The organism is Nocardia sp. NPDC059195 (assembly GCF_042754695.1).
Taxonomy (GTDB): domain Bacteria; phylum Actinomycetota; class Actinomycetes; order Mycobacteriales; family Mycobacteriaceae; genus Nocardia.
Map to the genome: position 1 here is coordinate 93,899 of NZ_JBHZBG010000014.1, position 16,308 is coordinate 110,206.

General features: G+C 66.3%; 13 protein-coding genes and 1 pseudogene. 8 read left to right on the top strand and 6 right to left on the bottom strand.

Annotated elements, in window-relative coordinates; all coding sequences use genetic code 11:
- Positions 1–4: 4 nt before the first annotated feature.
- Together ACFXKN_RS19530 and ACFXKN_RS19535 are read right to left on the bottom strand one after the other, a co-directional pair.
- Positions 5–1,417: an HAD-IB family hydrolase gene (locus tag ACFXKN_RS19530; protein WP_379433548.1), complete on the bottom strand. Its 1,413-nt coding sequence runs from the start codon at positions 1,415–1,417 to the stop codon at positions 5–7.
- A complete protein-coding gene (locus tag ACFXKN_RS19535) occupies positions 1,417–3,834 on the bottom strand; it encodes a glycerol-3-phosphate 1-O-acyltransferase (RefSeq protein ID WP_379433549.1) in 2,418 nt (805 codons plus the stop codon). Before ACFXKN_RS19535 ends, ACFXKN_RS19530 begins: the two co-directional genes overlap by 1 nt.
- A 249-nt stretch (positions 3,835–4,083) precedes the next feature.
- On the opposite strand from ACFXKN_RS19535, the gene ACFXKN_RS19540 reads away from it, so the two are divergent.
- Positions 4,084–5,379: a salicylate synthase gene (locus ACFXKN_RS19540; protein WP_379433550.1), complete on the top strand. Its 1,296-nt coding sequence runs from the start codon at positions 4,084–4,086 to the stop codon at positions 5,377–5,379.
- Between the two features lie 128 nt (positions 5,380–5,507).
- On the opposite strand, the gene ACFXKN_RS19545 is transcribed toward ACFXKN_RS19540, so the two are convergent.
- Both ACFXKN_RS19545 and ACFXKN_RS19550 read right to left on the bottom strand, forming a co-directional pair.
- Positions 5,508–5,924 carry a hypothetical protein gene (locus ACFXKN_RS19545; RefSeq protein WP_378967586.1) on the bottom strand — a complete coding sequence of 139 codons (417 nt, stop codon included), beginning with the start codon at positions 5,922–5,924 and terminating at the stop codon, positions 5,508–5,510.
- 65 nt (positions 5,925–5,989) lie between these two features.
- Positions 5,990–7,099: an AI-2E family transporter gene (locus tag ACFXKN_RS19550; RefSeq protein WP_379433551.1), complete on the bottom strand. Its 1,110-nt coding sequence runs from the start codon at positions 7,097–7,099 to the stop codon at positions 5,990–5,992.
- A 214-nt stretch (positions 7,100–7,313) separates the two neighbouring features.
- On the opposite strand from ACFXKN_RS19550, the pseudogene ACFXKN_RS19555 reads away from it, so the two are divergent.
- The 5 genes and pseudogenes from ACFXKN_RS19555 to ACFXKN_RS19575 form a co-directional block, all read left to right on the top strand.
- Positions 7,314–7,445 (top strand): annotated as a pseudogene (locus ACFXKN_RS19555) (GAP family protein); the annotation flags it as partial.
- A gap of 148 nt (positions 7,446–7,593) precedes the next feature.
- The gene (locus tag ACFXKN_RS19560) at positions 7,594–9,276 is read left to right on the top strand and encodes a SulP family inorganic anion transporter (RefSeq protein ID WP_379433552.1); all 1,683 of its coding nucleotides are present in this window, start codon (positions 7,594–7,596) and stop codon (positions 9,274–9,276) included.
- A gap of 28 nt (positions 9,277–9,304) precedes the next feature.
- Complete coding sequence (locus ACFXKN_RS19565) at positions 9,305–9,925, top strand: DUF4203 domain-containing protein (protein ID WP_378967610.1); 621 nt, start codon at positions 9,305–9,307, stop codon at positions 9,923–9,925.
- Positions 9,926–10,016: 91 nt separating this feature from the next.
- Positions 10,017–11,912 carry an alkyl/aryl-sulfatase gene (locus ACFXKN_RS19570; RefSeq protein ID WP_379433553.1) on the top strand — a complete coding sequence of 632 codons (1,896 nt, stop codon included), beginning with the start codon at positions 10,017–10,019 and terminating at the stop codon, positions 11,910–11,912.
- Between the two features lie 33 nt (positions 11,913–11,945).
- Positions 11,946–12,914, top strand: a complete 969-nt coding sequence (locus ACFXKN_RS19575) for a DUF389 domain-containing protein (protein ID WP_378967633.1) — start codon at positions 11,946–11,948, stop codon at positions 12,912–12,914.
- Between the two features lie 73 nt (positions 12,915–12,987).
- Here the strand turns inward: ACFXKN_RS19575 and ACFXKN_RS19580 are convergent, their stop codons facing one another.
- Together ACFXKN_RS19580 and ACFXKN_RS19585 are read right to left on the bottom strand one after the other, a co-directional pair.
- On the bottom strand, positions 12,988–13,320 hold the full coding sequence (locus tag ACFXKN_RS19580; protein WP_379433554.1) for an SHOCT domain-containing protein: 333 nt from the start codon (positions 13,318–13,320) through the stop codon (positions 12,988–12,990).
- 12 nt (positions 13,321–13,332) lie between these two features.
- A complete protein-coding gene (locus ACFXKN_RS19585) occupies positions 13,333–13,764 on the bottom strand; it encodes a DUF6325 family protein (protein WP_378967650.1) in 432 nt (143 codons plus the stop codon).
- A 174-nt stretch (positions 13,765–13,938) separates the two neighbouring features.
- Between ACFXKN_RS19585 and ACFXKN_RS19590 the strand changes: the two genes are divergently transcribed.
- The gene (locus ACFXKN_RS19590) at positions 13,939–15,597 is read left to right on the top strand and encodes a SulP family inorganic anion transporter (RefSeq protein ID WP_379433555.1); all 1,659 of its coding nucleotides are present in this window, start codon (positions 13,939–13,941) and stop codon (positions 15,595–15,597) included.
- 1 nt (position 15,598) lies between these two features.
- On the top strand, positions 15,599–16,258 hold the full coding sequence (locus ACFXKN_RS19595; RefSeq protein WP_378967669.1) for a GAP family protein: 660 nt from the start codon (positions 15,599–15,601) through the stop codon (positions 16,256–16,258).
- Positions 16,259–16,308: the final 50 nt, after the last annotated feature.

A 16,308-nucleotide genomic window follows, 5' to 3' on the forward strand; every position in this document is an offset into this window, starting at 1 on the left:
GTCCTCAGTCGGGTTCCGGCCAGTTCAGCAGGGTGTTCTCGAACAGCTGCCGGACGCGCTCCACCTCGTCGTCCATGTCGGCGGGGTCCCAGCCGGAGACGTCGATCGGCGACAGCACCGCGACATCGACGATGCCGGAGCGGGCGATAGGTGAATCCCGCCAGGCGATTTCGCCCGCGTTGCGCAGCACGATCGGGATCACCGGCACGCCCGCCTGGATGGCGATGTGGAAGGCGCCCTTCTTGAACGGACCGACATGCGGGGTGTACGAGCGGGTGCCCTCGGGTGCGACAGCGATGGACAGTCCGTCGCGCAGGGTCGAAACCACCGGGGCGAGTGCGGCTTTCGCCGCCTCGGTGTTGGTGCGGTCGATGAAGGTGACGCCGACGAATCGCATCAGCGGACCGAACAGGGGGTGGTTGGCGAGTTCCTTCTTGCCGATGCCGGTGACCGCGCCGTCGAGGACCTTCGGGACGATGATGACGTCGAACTGGCTCTGGTGGTTGAACAGGAATACCGCGGGCCGTGGCGCGCGGGCATTCTCGATGCCGACCACGCGCAGTTGTACGTCGATGGCGCGCAGGGTGGCGGTGGTGGCGTCGTGCATCAGTGCGTCGGCCATCGTCTGACGCTTTCCGGTATAGGACTTGCGCAGTACGCCGACCAGCGCGCCGCCGATGAGTCCGGCGAATCCGGCGATGGTGCGCAGGTAGTCGATGGGGCGTGGGGCTCGGCGCAGGCGGAAAGTCAGGGTGGGCCAGTCGTTGGCCGTGGCGATCGCGGCCAAGGCTGGGTCGGGGTCGATGACAGTCGGCCGCTCGGCGAGTTCGAGGAGGGGCAGGTCGGACACGCTGTCGGCGTAGACATAGCCGATCTCGCGCCCGGCGGCGAATTCGGTGACTGCCGCCGACTTTCCGGTGCGCCACAGCGGCGCGCCCTCGGTATGTCCCGTCAGTGCCCCGTCGTCGACGGCGAGTTGGGTGCACAGCACGTTGTCGATGCCCAGCCGCTCGGCGACGGGCTGCACCTGGAATCGTGACAGCTCGCTGACCAATATCACTGTGTGACCGGCCAATTGATGCGCACGCACGAGGTGCCACGCTTCGGGAAACAGCCGCCCGTAAATCTCTTTGCTGAATGCCGTGCGGCCCAGTTGCTCGAGGTCGGCCTCCGACGCGCCCGCCCATGTTCGCTCGACGGCTTGGAGGAAGCGGCCGTAGTCGCCGTCGCTACCGCCGCGCTGGATACCGCCGAGGAGGGTGGCCAGACGATCGTCGCCGCGCCGGAATATCTTGCGCGCCAGGCTACGTCGGGGCAGGCCGTCGACAACGGTGCCACCGAAATCGAACACCGCGGCGACCTGCGCACCTTGCGGGCCCGACCGGATCGCGGCAACGGCTTCGGCGAGTGTGCTCATCAGTTGGTGTTCCTGTTCGACGGATCGAGCGAGGCCGCCCGCGCGATGCGGTCGCCGAGATCGCGCAGCTGATCGGCGAATTCCTGCCGCTTGTCCTTCAATTCGGCCTCGGCGCCCTCGGCCGCGGGCGCGATGAGGCCGTGGTTGTCGGCCAGTTTCCAGGCGCTGGTGAACAATTCCGACGACACCGATTCCGGACTGTGCAACCGCTGCTGCAACAGCATCTGTTTGCCGACCGCCACGCATTCGTCGATGAATTCCTTGCGATCGATCGTCGCGTCGGCGGGCCGGGCAACCAGCCGCTCGGCCACCACCAGCTGCGCGTCGAAGAACGACCGCAGCACGCGGTGCGCCATCACGAACCCGGATTCGGTGACGGCGGTGAGGAATTGGCGATCGAGTCGGTCATCGGGCGTGTGCTCGTCCCATTCGGGCACGATGAGACGCACCTCCTCGATGATCTGATCGGCGAACTCCTGCCGTTCCGGGAAGAAGAATTCGAACTTGAGCAGGTCGCGCAGCGCGAACGCCGCCCGCCATGCCGAACGCAGTGGGTCCTCACCCGGCTGCTCCACCGCGGTGAGGGCCGCCAGCTCGAGAATGGCGCGGTTGACGAACCAGTGCACCGCGCTGTTGCGGTAGAACGCCGCCTCGAGATGCGCGCCGGGTTCGATCGCGTACACCGGTTCCAGCCCACCGCGATACACGGTGACCACCCCCGCCAGCGCGAGCTGCTCGAGCACCACCCGCAGGCCCTGCTCATCGCGCAGCGTGGTGAGCTCGCCGCTGGGCAGTCCGCGACCGGCGATATAGCCGAGCACCGGGTCGAGCACCGTGCGCACCTGGCCGAGGGTGAGCGCGCGCTCGTGCACACCGAGCAGGGCCAGGGTGACCAGCGCGTTGACGGTGATCGGGGTGACCTCGTTGATGCCGACTGCGACGTCGAAGGCCAAGCGCTGCACGGCTTTGTGCTCGGCGGCGGCGAGATCGGTCTCGTCGGGAGAGCTGGCCGACCCGGTCTCGGTGTCACGCAGTGGGATGGTCACCGGCCGCAGGTCCAGCGGATCACCGTGCACCCCGAGCCGCTCACGGGCCGAAATCGGTTCGCCGAACCGCACATACACGCGACCGGCCGAATGCTGCTGCAGACGAACATATTTCGCGAGCCAGCCGATACCCTCGGCCTTCTTGGTGCCGCCGGCCTGTTCGCTGGCGATCGCGCCGAGCTCGTTGAGTCGCTCATAGGTGATCGAGACCGGCACGAGCATCACATCGTCGACGCGACGCGACCGGACCGCGGCGGCAAGGTAATTGAGGAGCCCGTAGCGCGGCGGGCGCAGCTTGCCGGTCCTGGTGCGGCCGCCCTCGAAGTACCACTCCATATTGAAGCGCTTGGCCAGCAGGTAGGCGAAGTATTCCTCGACCACTGCCTTGTAGACCTCGTCGTCGCCGAAGCTGCGCCGGATGAAGACCGTTCCGGTGCGCCGCGCGATCGGTCCCATCGGCCAGAAGTTGAGGTTCGCGCCGCCGATCACGTGATTGGGCGGAAAGTCATTGCGCGCCAGCACGTCACCGAGGACGAACGCGTCCACATAGGAGCGGTGCGAGGGCAGGAACACCAGCGGGTGCTTGCGGTTGAGTTTGCGCAGCGCGTCGAGGCCGCGCAGATCGGTGTCGACCTTCCAGGTCGAGGCGTGCACCGGGCGCATCGCCTGGGTGAACAGGTCCGAGACCAGCCTGCTCTGCGCGGCGACCAGTTCGCGCAGCGCCTTCTCCGCGTTGCGATACACCTGGTCGGGTTCGGAGCCGGTCTCGTCGGCGATGTAGTCGAGCTTGCGCTGGAATTCGGGGGAGTCGAGGATCTCCTCGGCCACCAGCTGGGGCACCTTGTATCGATCGCCGATCACGGTGCGTTCGGCGCGTTCGAGCGCGACCACCGCGGCGCGCACCACCGCGCGCGCGAACGGGTCGGCCGAGCCCGCCCGCAGCAGCGCCGCGGCCTCGGGATTGTTGGTGCGCAGCGCGCTGAGCCGGGCGGGTGCGCCCACGAGAACGCGGTGGCGGTCGGGTTCGGTGCGCAGCAACCTGCGCTGCGCGAGCCGGTTGGGTTTGCGTGGATTGGTGAGCATCGCCAGGTCGGCGAAGGTCACCCGGCGCACACCGTCGCGTTCGGGCGGCAGCCACAGCACCCGGACCGGGACCACCAGCGGGTCGTCGTGCCTGCCGACGAGGCGTGTGGTGATGGCCTTCGCGTCGAGGTCGAGCTGGGTCACCGGGGCCGTCGAGTCGATCTCCCTGCCGAGACCACCCTGGGCGATCCAGTCGCCGATCACTTCGCGTTCGACGCCGGAGGCCGCGTCGACCAGGGCGACCACCGAGTCTGCCTGCGGGCCGCGCCGCCCACCTTTGTCGATCATTACTCCATTCAAGCCGCAGATCTGGCTCGGCGCATCGAACTTGGGTTACAGCGCGTTGCGTGGGCGCGTGCGCAGGAGCGGCTCGCGCTCGGAGGCAGGACGGGGCTCGAGTGGGGGAGCCGGGCGGGAGTGGCGAAGAATACCCAGCTTGGGTCTGGATAAACGGCGAGGTAATGCTAACCTAACCAGGCTAAGTTAGGTCAGCTTTACCTTGGAGGATCGTTGTCGTCGACGGAACAACCCGTACGGGTGGAGTATGTGACCGACCCGGCGGCAGCGATGTCACGCCTGGCCGTTTCGGATCGGTTCGGCGAGTACGTGATGTACGAACAGCCCGGTGCGTGGGTATTCGCCGCCGATCCGCTCGGCAGCGTGGAACTGGACGCCGGTGAGCTGCGCACGGTGTGGGGTGAGGAGACCACCGCCCGCGCGTGGACCGGGAGCCCGGCCACCGCCGTCGACGCCGCGCTGGCAGGCCTGCCGCTCGACGGTCGCAACGCCTACGGCTGGATCGGCTTCGAATTCTGCGCCTACTCGCTCGCGGCGACCCACTATCTCAATCCGCTGACCTCGTTGGCGCACCTGATGATTCCGCGGATCGAGGTGCGCATCGACGCCACCGGCGTGCGGATCAGCGGCGCCACCCCGAACGAAGCGTGTGACATCCACGATCTGATCGCCGGCTCGCAGGGTGTCGACCTGCCGGTCGCGACGCCGATCGACGTGCGGCCCGACCCGACGAACTACCAGGAACGAGTCGCCACGGCCGTCGCCGAGATCCGGTCCGGCAGCTATCAGAAGGTGATTCTGTCGCGCAAGGTCGAGCTGCCGTTCGCGGTGGACGTGCCGGCGACCTATCGCCTCGGCCGGGCCAACAACACACCGGCCCGCTCGTTCCTGCTGCGGCTGGGTGGGCTCGAAGCGGCCGGGTTCAGCCCCGAGCTGGTGGCCTCGGTCGACGACGATCGCATCGTCACCACCGAACCGCTGGCCGGTACGCGCGCGTTCGGACTCGGTATCGAGGCCGACGGTGCCGCCCGCGCCGAGCTGCTCGCCGACCCGAAAGAGATCGTGGAACACGCGATTTCGGTGCAGACCTCCTTCGCCGAGATCGCCGAGGTGGCCGTGCCGGGCACCTCCGCGGTCTCCGATTTCATGGCGGTGCGCGAGCGCGGCAGCGTGCAGCACCTGGCATCCACGGTGCGCGGCACACTGGCCGCCGACCGCACCGCATGGGACGCGCTCGAGGTGCTGTTCCCGTCGGTGACCGCTTCCGGCATCCCCAAGCGCGCGGGCGTCGACTCGGTGTTCCGCAATGACCACGATCCGCGCGGGCTGTATTCGGGTGCGGTGGTGTGTGTTTCGCCGACCGGTGCGCTCGAGGCGACGCTGGTGCTGCGGGCGATCTATCAGACCGGTGAAGGTGCGTGGTTGCGCGCCGGCGCGGGGATCGTCGGCCAGTCGCGCCCCGAGCGTGAGTTCGAGGAGACCTGCGAAAAGCTGGGCAGCGTAGCGCCTTACGTGGTCAAGGCTCGGTCCAGCTGAACGACCGAAACCTGCTGCCGGAGGGGCATGTCGGGACAACTGGTTTCGGAGTACATGGGTAACTCCAGGTACTCACATGGGAGAGCTTTCGGTTGATGGCGTCGTCAAGTGCGAACAGCGCGAGAGGTCTACGCTTCGACGCTCAAACCCGGGTGGGGGTGCCAGGTGGAAATAGCCCAGATGACGATCAGGTCGATGACGATGATCGTCACTGACCACCATGGGTAGTAGGGCAGGGACAGGAAGTTGGCGATGATCGACAGGGCGGCCAGGCAGTAGGCGAAGACCCGGGCCCAGGTCGCGGTCACCATCATTCCGATGGCGACAGCGACGAGCAGCACGCCGAGCACGAGGCTGATCCACCCCCAAGTGCTGACGTCGAATGCGTAGGTGTAGTCGCTGGGGATCAGGAATATTTCATCTTTGGTGATGCCAGCTATGCCGCGCAGGATGTTCAGTGTGCCCGACACCAGGAGCATGATCGCCGCGAGCATGGTGACGCCCGCGGCGAGTCCCTGGCGGACGGGATGTGAAGTACTGGTCATGCCTCGACGGTATGGCTGTCGGTGATGGTCCGGATCCCCCGTTATGGGTGAACTGAGAGACTCTTTCATGGCGAAGGCCTTGCTGAGGTGTGCGAGGAAGGCGAGTCAGGCGCGGGCTTGTCGGCTGCGTTCTTCTCGGATTCGGGCATCGCACCGCCGATCAGGACATCGGCCCAGCGGGTGGACGGGTCGATATCGAGCAGCAATGCCTTGACCAGCAGAGTCAACGGGATTGCCAGCACCGCACCGAGCGGGCCGAGTACCCATGCCCAGAAGACGAGTGACAAGAACGTCAGCGTCACACTCAATCCCACTGCGTCGCCGACGAACTTGGGCTGGATGATCGACTGGATCACGAAGTTGATCACGCTGTAGATCACTATCACCCAGATCATCAGAGTCGGTCCGCTGTCGAGCAGCGCCAGTAGCGCGGGCGGGATCACGCCGATGACGAACCCGATATTGGGGATGTAGTTGGTGATGAACGACAGCAGTGCCCACAACACGGGCAGCGGCACTCCGAGCAGCCACAGCGCCCCACCGTCGATGACGGCGACAATCGCGCCGAAAACGGTGGAAACCAGCAGATATTTGCGTGTGCCCTGGACGAAGCCGATCAAGGCCTGTCCGATACCGGGCCTTTCCGCGGCGACCACGGCGATGCGCTGACCGATGCTCATCGCATCGATCGCCATGAACAGCAGGAGCGCGACCACGAAGACGAGATTGGAGAACAACCCGAGGACACCCAGGAGGATGTCGTCGAGCAAACTGACGAGTTTGCCCATGTCCAAGCTATGTAGTGCCTTCTGGACCTGGTCGGGCCCGACTCCGGCGTCGGCAAGCCAACGGCGCAGATTGTCGAGCAGATTGTTCAGTCGTTCGGTGTATTGCGGAAGTTGTGTGGCGAGCTGCGCGATCGACAGCGCGAGCGCGCCTGCCAGGGCGAGCAAGATGGCGACGACCGCCGTGAACGCGGTGATCATCGCCAACCATGCGGGCCAGCCGCGGCGCACGGCGAATTGGCGCACCGGCTGTACCGCGAGTGTCAGTGTGAGAGCCAGAAAGGTCGGCCCGAGGATCCCGGCGAACGCCTTCATCCCGGCGATGGCCACGATCGTCGCGGCGATCGCCAAGAGGACGATCAGGCCGCGCGGTATGGACCAGGCGGGCACCGTATCCGTATCAACCGGCGAGGTATGCGCAGCCACGGCACTCCAATCGTCGCGCCGTTCGTCGGATGGGCACACGGCTCGGTTGTCCGACAATACGGTCGCCGACCGCCGTTGACCTCGCCCGTTACGGATGAAATCGACCGCATGAAGCCGGGTGCATAGTTCACCCGGAAGGTGTGAGGCGTCCTGCGAACGGCCCGCCTAGCGTCATGGCATGGGCTCAGTAATCGGCGGCCTTTTGCCGCTAGCTGTGGGTGTCGCGCTGTCGCCCGTGCCGATCATCGCGACCATTCTGATGATCCTGTCCGAGAACGCAGGCGGCGCCGCCAAGGGGTTCGCTGCGGGCTCGCAGCCGCCCGACTCGGTCTGCTGCTCGACAGTCTTCGGCAGTGGTTGCAGCTCAACAATCATGCGGTGATGGCGATCGTGCTGCTGATCATGGGCGCCGTTGTTGTCGGCAAAGGCATCGGTGGGTTGCGGTAAGAGGAGGAATCGTGGCGCTGTCGATACCGGTGTTCGAGTCACTGCACGGCTACCGGCGGGCGTGGTTGCGGCCCGATGTGATCGCCGGCCTCACCGTATGGGCGGTCATGGTGCCCGAAGCATTGGCCTACGCGACGATCGCGGGGGTGGCGCCGGTTGTCGGCCTGTACGCGGCGGTCCCGTCGCTGGTCCTCTACGCGCTGGTCGGCAGTTCGCGGCATCTGATAGTCGGCCCGATGTCGGCGACAGCAGCCCTGTCAGCGGCGATCATCGCCCCGATCGCGGGTGCTGACAACGGCCGCTACCTCGTGTTGTCGACAGCGTTGGCCATCGCGACCGGCATCGTCGGTCTGCTCGCCGGTCTCATCCGGCTCGGCTTCATCGCCGCGTTCATCTCCGAACCGGTACTCAAAGGCTTCATCGTCGGCCTCGCCCTGATCATCATCATCGGGCAGGTGCCCAAGCTGCTCGGTATCGACAAACACGAAGGCAACTTCTTCGAGCAGACGTGGGGCATCATCACCGAGTTGGGCCACACCCACTGGCGCACTCTGGCGATCGGTCTGATCAGCCTGGCGCTGGTGCTCGCGCTGCGCCGCTGGCTGCCGTTCATCCCCGGTGCGCTGGTCGCCGTGGCGTTCGGCACGGTCGCTGTGGTGGTGTTCGGACTCGACGAGAAGAACGTCGCGATAGTTGGCCATATCGACTCAGGACTACCCGCCCTCGGGCTGCCGTCGGGCGTGTCCTTTCGCGACTACCTCGACCTGCTGGGACCAGCGGTCGGGGTGTTGTTGATCGGCTTCGCCGAGGGCCTCGGCGCGGCGAAAACCTATGCGGCCAGGGCCGGGTACGCCATCGACCCGAACCGGGAACTGCTCGGCCTCGGTGCGGCCAATCTCGGCGCGGGGTTCAGCTCGGGGATGGTCGTCAACGGCAGTTTGTCCAAAACCGCCGTCAATGGTGGCGCCGGGGCGAAGACCCAGCTCAGCGGGCTTATTGTCGCCTGCCTCACCCTGATCACATTGCTGTTTCTGACCGGGCTGTTCGAGAAGTTGCCGGATGCGACATTGGCGGCCATCGTGATCGCGGCCGTCATCGAGCTGGTCGACATCGCCGCCCTGCGCCGCCTCTACCGCGTCTGGACGCACCTGCTCGGCAGCATCTACGGCAAAGCGGCGCGCGCGGATTTCCTGGCCGCGATGGCTGCGATGCTGGGTGTGCTGTTCTTCGACACGCTGCCAGGTCTGCTGATCGGCATCGGTGTGGCGATGTTGCTGCTGGTGTACCGGGCCTCGCAACCGCAGGTGGCCAGGCTCGGCAAGGAAGGATCGTTGTGGGTCGCCGCCGAGCGGCACCCGGACGCGGCGACGCGCCCCGATCTGCTGGTCGTACGGGTCGAATCGGGATTGTTCTTCGCCAACTCCGACTATGTGAAGGACCAGATCGAAGGGCTGTGCACCGACCGCACTCGCATGGTCGTTCTCGACGCCGAGACCTCGCCGTCGATCGACGTGACTGCCGCGGCGATGCTGCTCGCGTTGCGTGACGCGCTGGCGGCCCGGCGTATCGGGTTCGCGATCGCGCGCCCGATAGCCCAGTTCGGTGACGCGCTCGGCTCGGCCGAGCACGGTGACGTCCCGATCCCGATCCATTCCACCGTCGCTGCCGCTGCCGCGGCCCTGCCCGGGTCATGAACGTGCTCGCCTGCCGAAAGGAAAGCAGATGAATGGCATTTTGGTCGCCCTGGTCGGAGCGCTGTTGTGCTTCTACGGGATTCGCTCGGTCAACTTGGGCTTGCTCGCGATCGGATTCGGTCTGGGCTGGCTGATCGCCGACCTGTTCAACGCGAGTTTCTGGTGGTTGCTGTTGGTCGGACTGATCGGCGCGGTGTCGGTCTGGGCGGTCACCTCGCTGGTGTTCCGTTTCGCCGCCTATTTCATCGGCGGTCTCACCGGCGTGATGATCGGCACCAAACTGGCGACGGTCTTGCAGCCCGGCGACAAGAACTTCGCCTTGAGCATGATCGTCGCGCTCGCGATGGGTGTTGCGGGCGCGTTCCTGGCGCAGAAGTTCCGGGCCCGCGCGCTGCTGTGGTTGACCTCGATCGGCGGCGCGAGCATGGTCTGCAGCGGTGTCGCGCGGTTCAGCGACTCGCTGTCGTTCCTGCGCGATCCCGAAACCGGCTGGCAGCAGGTCACCGCCACCCTGGCCTGGGCGGGTCTTTCAGTCCTCGGCTGGATTACGCAGCGTCATCTTTTCGCCGAGAAGCTCGGTATCGAGCACCTGGTCGGCGACGACGAGCCGGACATGAGAGACCGCAACGGCGGGTGGCCCGGGAAATAACCTGGTCGGGCGAAATTCACCCGCTTAGGGTGAGGTCGCCTGCCCCTCCTGATGTGATGCTGCGGTCAACCGATTTCGTGGAAGGGATCTGATGACAACCCAGCAGGAAGCCTCCACCAGCATCGAAGCCGCGAACGACAGCGTGCAGCGCACGCTACCTTTCGACGACACACAGGATTTCGCTGACGCTGAGCGAGGGCTCATCGCCCGGTTGTCGCCAGCGGTGGTGCGCAACGACGACGGCGCGGTGGTGTGGGACAGCGGCGCGTATTCCTTCCTCGATGACGAGTGCCCGCCGACGGTGAATCCGAGCTTGTGGCGGCAGTCGAAATTGGTTGCGATGCAGGGCTTGTTCGAAGTCACCGACGGCATCTATCAGATCCGTGGGCTCGATCTGTCGAACATGACCTTGATCGAGGGCGAGACCGGTGTGATCGTGATCGACCCGCTGATCTCGGTCGAAACGGCCGCGGCGGGGCTCGCGCTGTACCGCGAGCATCGTGGTGACCGGCCGGTGACCGGTGTGATCTACACCCATTCCCATATCGATCACTTCGGTGGGGTCAAAGGTGTGACGACCGAACAGGACGTCGCCGCCGGCCGGTGCCCGATTCTGGCCCCGGTGGGATTCACCGAGCACGCGGTCGAGGAGAACGTCTATGCCGGAACCGCGATGGGGCGGCGTGCGGCGTATATGTACGGCGCGGCGCTGCCTCGCGGACCACTGGGTGCCGTCGGCGCCGGGCTGGGGGCGACGACCTCGACCGGGATGGCGACGTTGATCGCGCCCACGGTGCAGATCGACCACACCGGCCAGACCGTGATCCTCGACGGGGTCCGGATCGAGTTCCAGATGACGCCGGGTACCGAGGCCCCTTCGGAGATGAACTTCTACTTTCCCGACCGGCGCGCACTGTGCATGGCCGAGAACGCCACCCACACCCTGCACAATCTGCTGACGCTGCGTGGCGCGCTGGTGCGTGACCCGCATGTGTGGTCGAAGTACCTGACCGAGGCGATCAACCGCTACGCGGGCCGCGCCGACGTCGTGTTCGCCTCCCATCACTGGCCGACCTGGGGGACCGAACGGCTCACCGAGTTCCTGTCGGTGCAGCGTGACCTCTACGGCTACCTGCATGACCAGACGTTGCGGGCTTTGAACAAGGGCGCCACGGGGATCGAGATCGCCGAGGAGATCCAGTTGCCTCCGGCGATCGAGAAGTCCTGGTCCACCCGCGGCTACTACGGCTCGGTCAGCCACAACGTCAAGGCGATCTACCAGCGGTACATGGGCTGGTTCGACGGCAATCCGTCAACTCTGTGGCAGCACCCACCCACCGAATCGGCCCGTCGCCATCTGGATTTCATGGGTGGCGCCGACGAGGTCGTCGCCAAGGCGCGAAAGTCCTACGCGGACGGCGACTTCCGGTGGGTCGCCCAGGTGCTGAACTACGTGATTTTCGCCGAGCCGGACAATGCCGAGGCAAAGGAGTTGCAGGCCGACACGCTCGAACAGCTCGGCTACGGTTCCGAGAATGGCACCTGGCGCAATTTCTTCCTGATGGGCGCCTACGAGTTACGCAACGGCAGCGTCGGCACCCCGACGGTCACCGCCGCGCCGGACATCATGGCCGAGCTGTCGGTCGAGCAGGCGTTCGACGCCGTCGCATTGCGGGTAGACGGTCCGCGGGCATGGTCGGCGTCGATCGTCATCGATTGGCGGATAGCCGATTCCGCGAATGTGCATCGCACTCAGCTACGCAACGGGCTGCTCGTCCATTTCGATGTCGAGGGCGACCTACCGGCCGCCGAGCTCACGGTCACGCTCAGCGAATCGGATCTACGGGCAGCCCTGCTCGGTGGCGAGGATCTGCAGAAGATGGTCTCGGCGGGCCGGGTCTCCATCGACGGTGACGCCGGCAAGCTGGCCGAGCTGGTCGGCTACCTGGATGCCCCCGACCCGGACTTCGCCATCGTGACACCCTGATTCGCACCGCGTCGACCACGAAGGGATCGCCGCATGCTGGGATTTCTGGTTCCCGCAGATCAGCGTCGCTCGTTGGACGAGCTCACCGACAAGCTGGATCTGTCCGTCGGCGATGCTCCCGCGAAGCGGTCGGCGTTCTGGATCATGCTGGTGCTGTCCGCGGTGATCGCGATTTCCGGTGTCATCGGTGACTCCACCGCGACAGTGATCGGTGCGATGATCGTCGCTCCGCTGTCGATTCCGATCCTCGGTGTGGCGCTCGGGGTGGTCACCGGACGAGCGGCGCTGGTCGGTCGCAGTCTGATTCTGGTGCTGGCGGGGGTCGTCGTCGTTGTCGTGTTGGGGTTCGTGTTCGCGCAGTTACTGCCGAATCCGGTCAATGTTCTGTCGAACGCGCAGGTCGTGGGACGAACGTCACCGAAGCTGATGGATCTGACCGCGGCCTTGGCGACCGGGCTGGTAGCGGCGGTCGCGATCACGCGCCGTGACGTCGGTGATGTGCTGCCCGGTGTCGCGATCGCGATTTCACTGGTGCCCCCGCTCGGTGTTGTCGGGGTATGTCTGGGTTCGCAGGCGCCCTCGCTCGCGCTCGGTGCGTTCGTGCTGTTCGCGTCGAATGTCGTCGCCATGATCATCACCGTGACAACGGTGCTGCTCATCTCGGGCTACGCCGGGGAGGCCGAGGCATCGACCGCCCGCCGGGGTCGCGCCTATCTGGTGCTGGGTGCCGCGCTGGTGCTGGTGGCGATACCGATGGTGATCAACTCGCTGTCGACCCTGTGGGCGAGGCAGATCGGCGACGCGACGCGCGACTGGCTGGGCGATGCGCCGGGCGCGCAGGTCGTCGACGTGTCGGTACAGGGCGATATCGCGACAATCTCGGTGCTCGGTCCCCAACAGTTGCCGCCGGTCGCCGAGTTGCAAGACGCGGTGAATGATCTCGTGCCGTGGGATCCGAAGGTGGTCGTCGTCCATACAGTCGGGGCCAGACTCCAGCAGTGACCGGCGAGCATGCCGAACGACCGGCGCGGCGGGCCTCTGATCGGCTCCGCGGCGCTGGTCGTTCGTTGGCTGGTCAGCCGAGCAGCTGGGCCTTGGCTGCGGCGAACTCGGCATCGGATAACGCGCCGGCGGAATGCAGCTCGCTCAACTGTTTCAGCTTTCCGACCATGTCCTCCGGTTCTGTGGTCGGTGGCGTGGGCGGGGGAGCGTAGGCGGGCTGCTGCGCGGGCGCTTGCTGCGTGTATGCCTGCTGCTGGTCGGCGTATGCCTGGTGTTCGGCCGAGCGTCTGGCGGCCCTGTTGTTGATCGCGTTGGAGGTGGCGGTGGCAGTGCCGGCGACCACCGCGGTCCGCGCCATCGCCCCGAGTAATCCCGGCCGCCCGATGCGGCCTCGTCGTAGCGGCATATCTGCTCCTTCCTAGGCCGTCATCGCGGCGGATACCGCGGATTCGACGACGTCACGGGGTACCGGCACCTGCAGCGCGACCTCGCCCTCGACGCCGCGTACCGCTGATGCCAGTCGCATGGCCCAGGTCTGCTCGAAGACCAGGATCAGGACCGTACTCCCGGGTTCCAGCGACGCGCGCACGACTTCGACATCGGAGTCGCTGACCAGGTCGATATCGGCGGCGGTGAGCCCCGTGAGACCCACCTCGGTCAGGTTGTCGTCGATCTCGGATTCGGTGATCGTGCCCGCCTCGTCCATCGTCAGCACCACCATGTCCAGCAGCGTTATCAGCCCGTTCCCGACGACCTCGGCGACCGCGTCAGTGACGGACGAGTCGATAGTGGTGCCGGGAAAGGCGAGGACGACGAATTCGACCGGGCCGAGCACAGGTGTTGATCCCATCCCGCGATGGTGCGCCGTAGCGCCCTCGGGCGCCTCACCCGATTCGGGTGAACCGTCGAATCCGGTCTCCTCCGCCAGGCGCCGACCTCACCCGGTTCGGATGATGCGCATCGCGATTCGGACTTGGGATGATCGCCGGACCTGAACCATACGGCGGGCCCGAAGGAGCGTGGCATGCGTAACCCATTCGCGGGTCAGCGCATGACGAAGGCCGATGTTGTCGCGGGTGTGCCAGGCGGGATCGGCGGTGTCCCCGATGGGATGGCGGCTGGTCTGCTGGCCGGGGTCAGCCCGGTACACGGGCTCTACGCGAGCTTGGCCGGACGATTCTTCGGTGGCATCGGCACCAGCACCAGGTTGATGGTGGTCACCACGACCGGCGCGTCTGCGCTGGCGGCGGGTTCGGTGCTCACCGACATCGCGCCCGAGGAGCGGTCGGCCGCCATGGTGGTGCTGACCTTGGTCGCCGGTATCGCCATGCTCGTCGCCGCTGTGCTGCGGCTCGGCCGCTACACAAGGTTCGTCTCGCATTCGGTGATGACGGGATTCCTGCTCGGCGTCGCGGCGAACATCGTGTTCGGGCAGCTGCCCGTGCTCGTCGGCGCGCCGTCGGAAGGGTCGGTGGCCGCGCTGAAGGCACTGCACGTGGTGTTGCATCCGCGCCAGATCGACTGGCGCTCGGCCGTGGTCGGTGGTCTCGCGGTCCTGCTGCTTTTCGCCGTCGCGCGGACCAGGTTCCGGACCGTCGCCTCGCTGGTCGGGCTCATCGTGCCGACCGCGTTGGTGCTCGCCCTCGGGTGGGATTCGGTGGCGACGGTGTCGGACGCGGGCGAAATTCCTCGCGGATTTCCCCTGCCGCAGGTGCCCGAGCTGAGCTTGTTGTCGCCGTCGCTGATCGCGGGGGCGCTCGCGGTGACCGTCATCGTGCTGGTCCAAGGCACCGGCGTCGCCGAATCGGCGCCGAACCCGGACGGTTCCCGCGCGAAGACCGACCGCGACTTCTGCGCGCAGGGCATCGGCAACCTCTTCGCCGCTCTGTTTCGCGGCATGCCGGTGGGTGGCTCGCTGGGACAGACCGCGATCAATGTGAGCTCCGGGGCGCGCACCAGATGGGCGGGGATGTGGTCGGGACTGTGGATTCTCGTGATCCTCGTCGCGCTCAGCGGGGTGGTTGGCCGGGTGCCGATGCCGACCTTGGCGGCGATCCTCATGTTCGCCGCGGTCGGCTCGATGAACATCGATCAGGTCGTCGCGATCTGGAGCAGCGGCAGCATCTCGCGCACCGCGCTCGGCGTCACCTTCGTCGCGACCCTGCTGCTACCGGTAACCGCTGCGGTCGGGGTCGGCGTGGCGATCTCGCTGCTGATGCAGCTCAACCAGGAGGCGATCGACCTGAAGGTCGTTCGGCTGCGGGTGGAGGGTGAGCACCTGCTCGAGTCGATCGTGCCGAAACACCTGTCCGACAACGAGATCGTGATCCTGGACGTGTACGGCAGTCTCTTCTACGCGGGCGCGCGCACCCTGCAGTCCCGGCTGCCCGACCCTACCGGCGCCAGGGACTGTGTGGTCATCCTGCGACTGCGGGGCAGGGCCAGCGTCAGTTCGACCTTCCTGCACATCATCGCCGACTACGCGCGCCGCCTCGACGCGACGGGCGGACGCCTCTATCTGAGCGGTATCGATCCGCGGATCCGCGCGGTGTGGACTGACGAGCTGCTCGACGGCCAAGGCATCAAGATCGAGTTCTATCCGGCATCCAGCACCATCGGCGAATCGACGTTGTCGGCCTACGCCGACGCCGAGGTTCGGATCAACGAGCGACGGAGGTCCTGACGTGGGTGGTCTGCTGGTCATGCTGTTGCCCGAGATCGTGGGCCTGATGATCACGCCCGGCGCGGTCATCGGCTGTGTGCTGCTGTTGCGTTCGCGGCAGCCGGTCCGCAACGCGTCGCTGTTCGGCACCGGATTCCTGGTCGTCTACTTCATCGTCGCACTGGCCGCCGTCCTGGGCGGTGCGTCCGATCCGGCAGCCACGTCCTCGCGGGCATCCGCTTTCGCCGGACTCACCGTAGGTGTGCTGTTCCTGGCGGGCGGATGCTGGCTGCTGTACCGCAAGCCTCGACCGACCGCCGAACGGCCGAGACTGCTCGCCGAACTCGACTCCGCCGGTCCACGCAAAGCTTTCGCATTGGGGGTGGTGATGGGCGTGCTCAACCCCAACCTGTTCATCATGCTCTCGGGTATGAGCGCCATCTCGAGTTCGGCCGTCACCATCGGTGCGGCACTCATTGCCACCTTCGTCCTGCTGGTCGCGGCCGTGGCCGACTTCATCATCCCGATCGCGATTTTCGTGGCCGCCGGTGAGCGCGCCGAACGCGGCCTGGCCGTACTCGAAACATGGATGCTCGCCCACAGCAGAACCCTGACCTTGGCGGTGCTGCTCGGCTTCGGCGCTCTGTTCACCGTGCGCGGCATCGTCAACCTCGTTGGCTGACCGGGCCTGGCGTCTTTCCGAATCCGGTCCGGCAGCTATCAGAAGGTGAT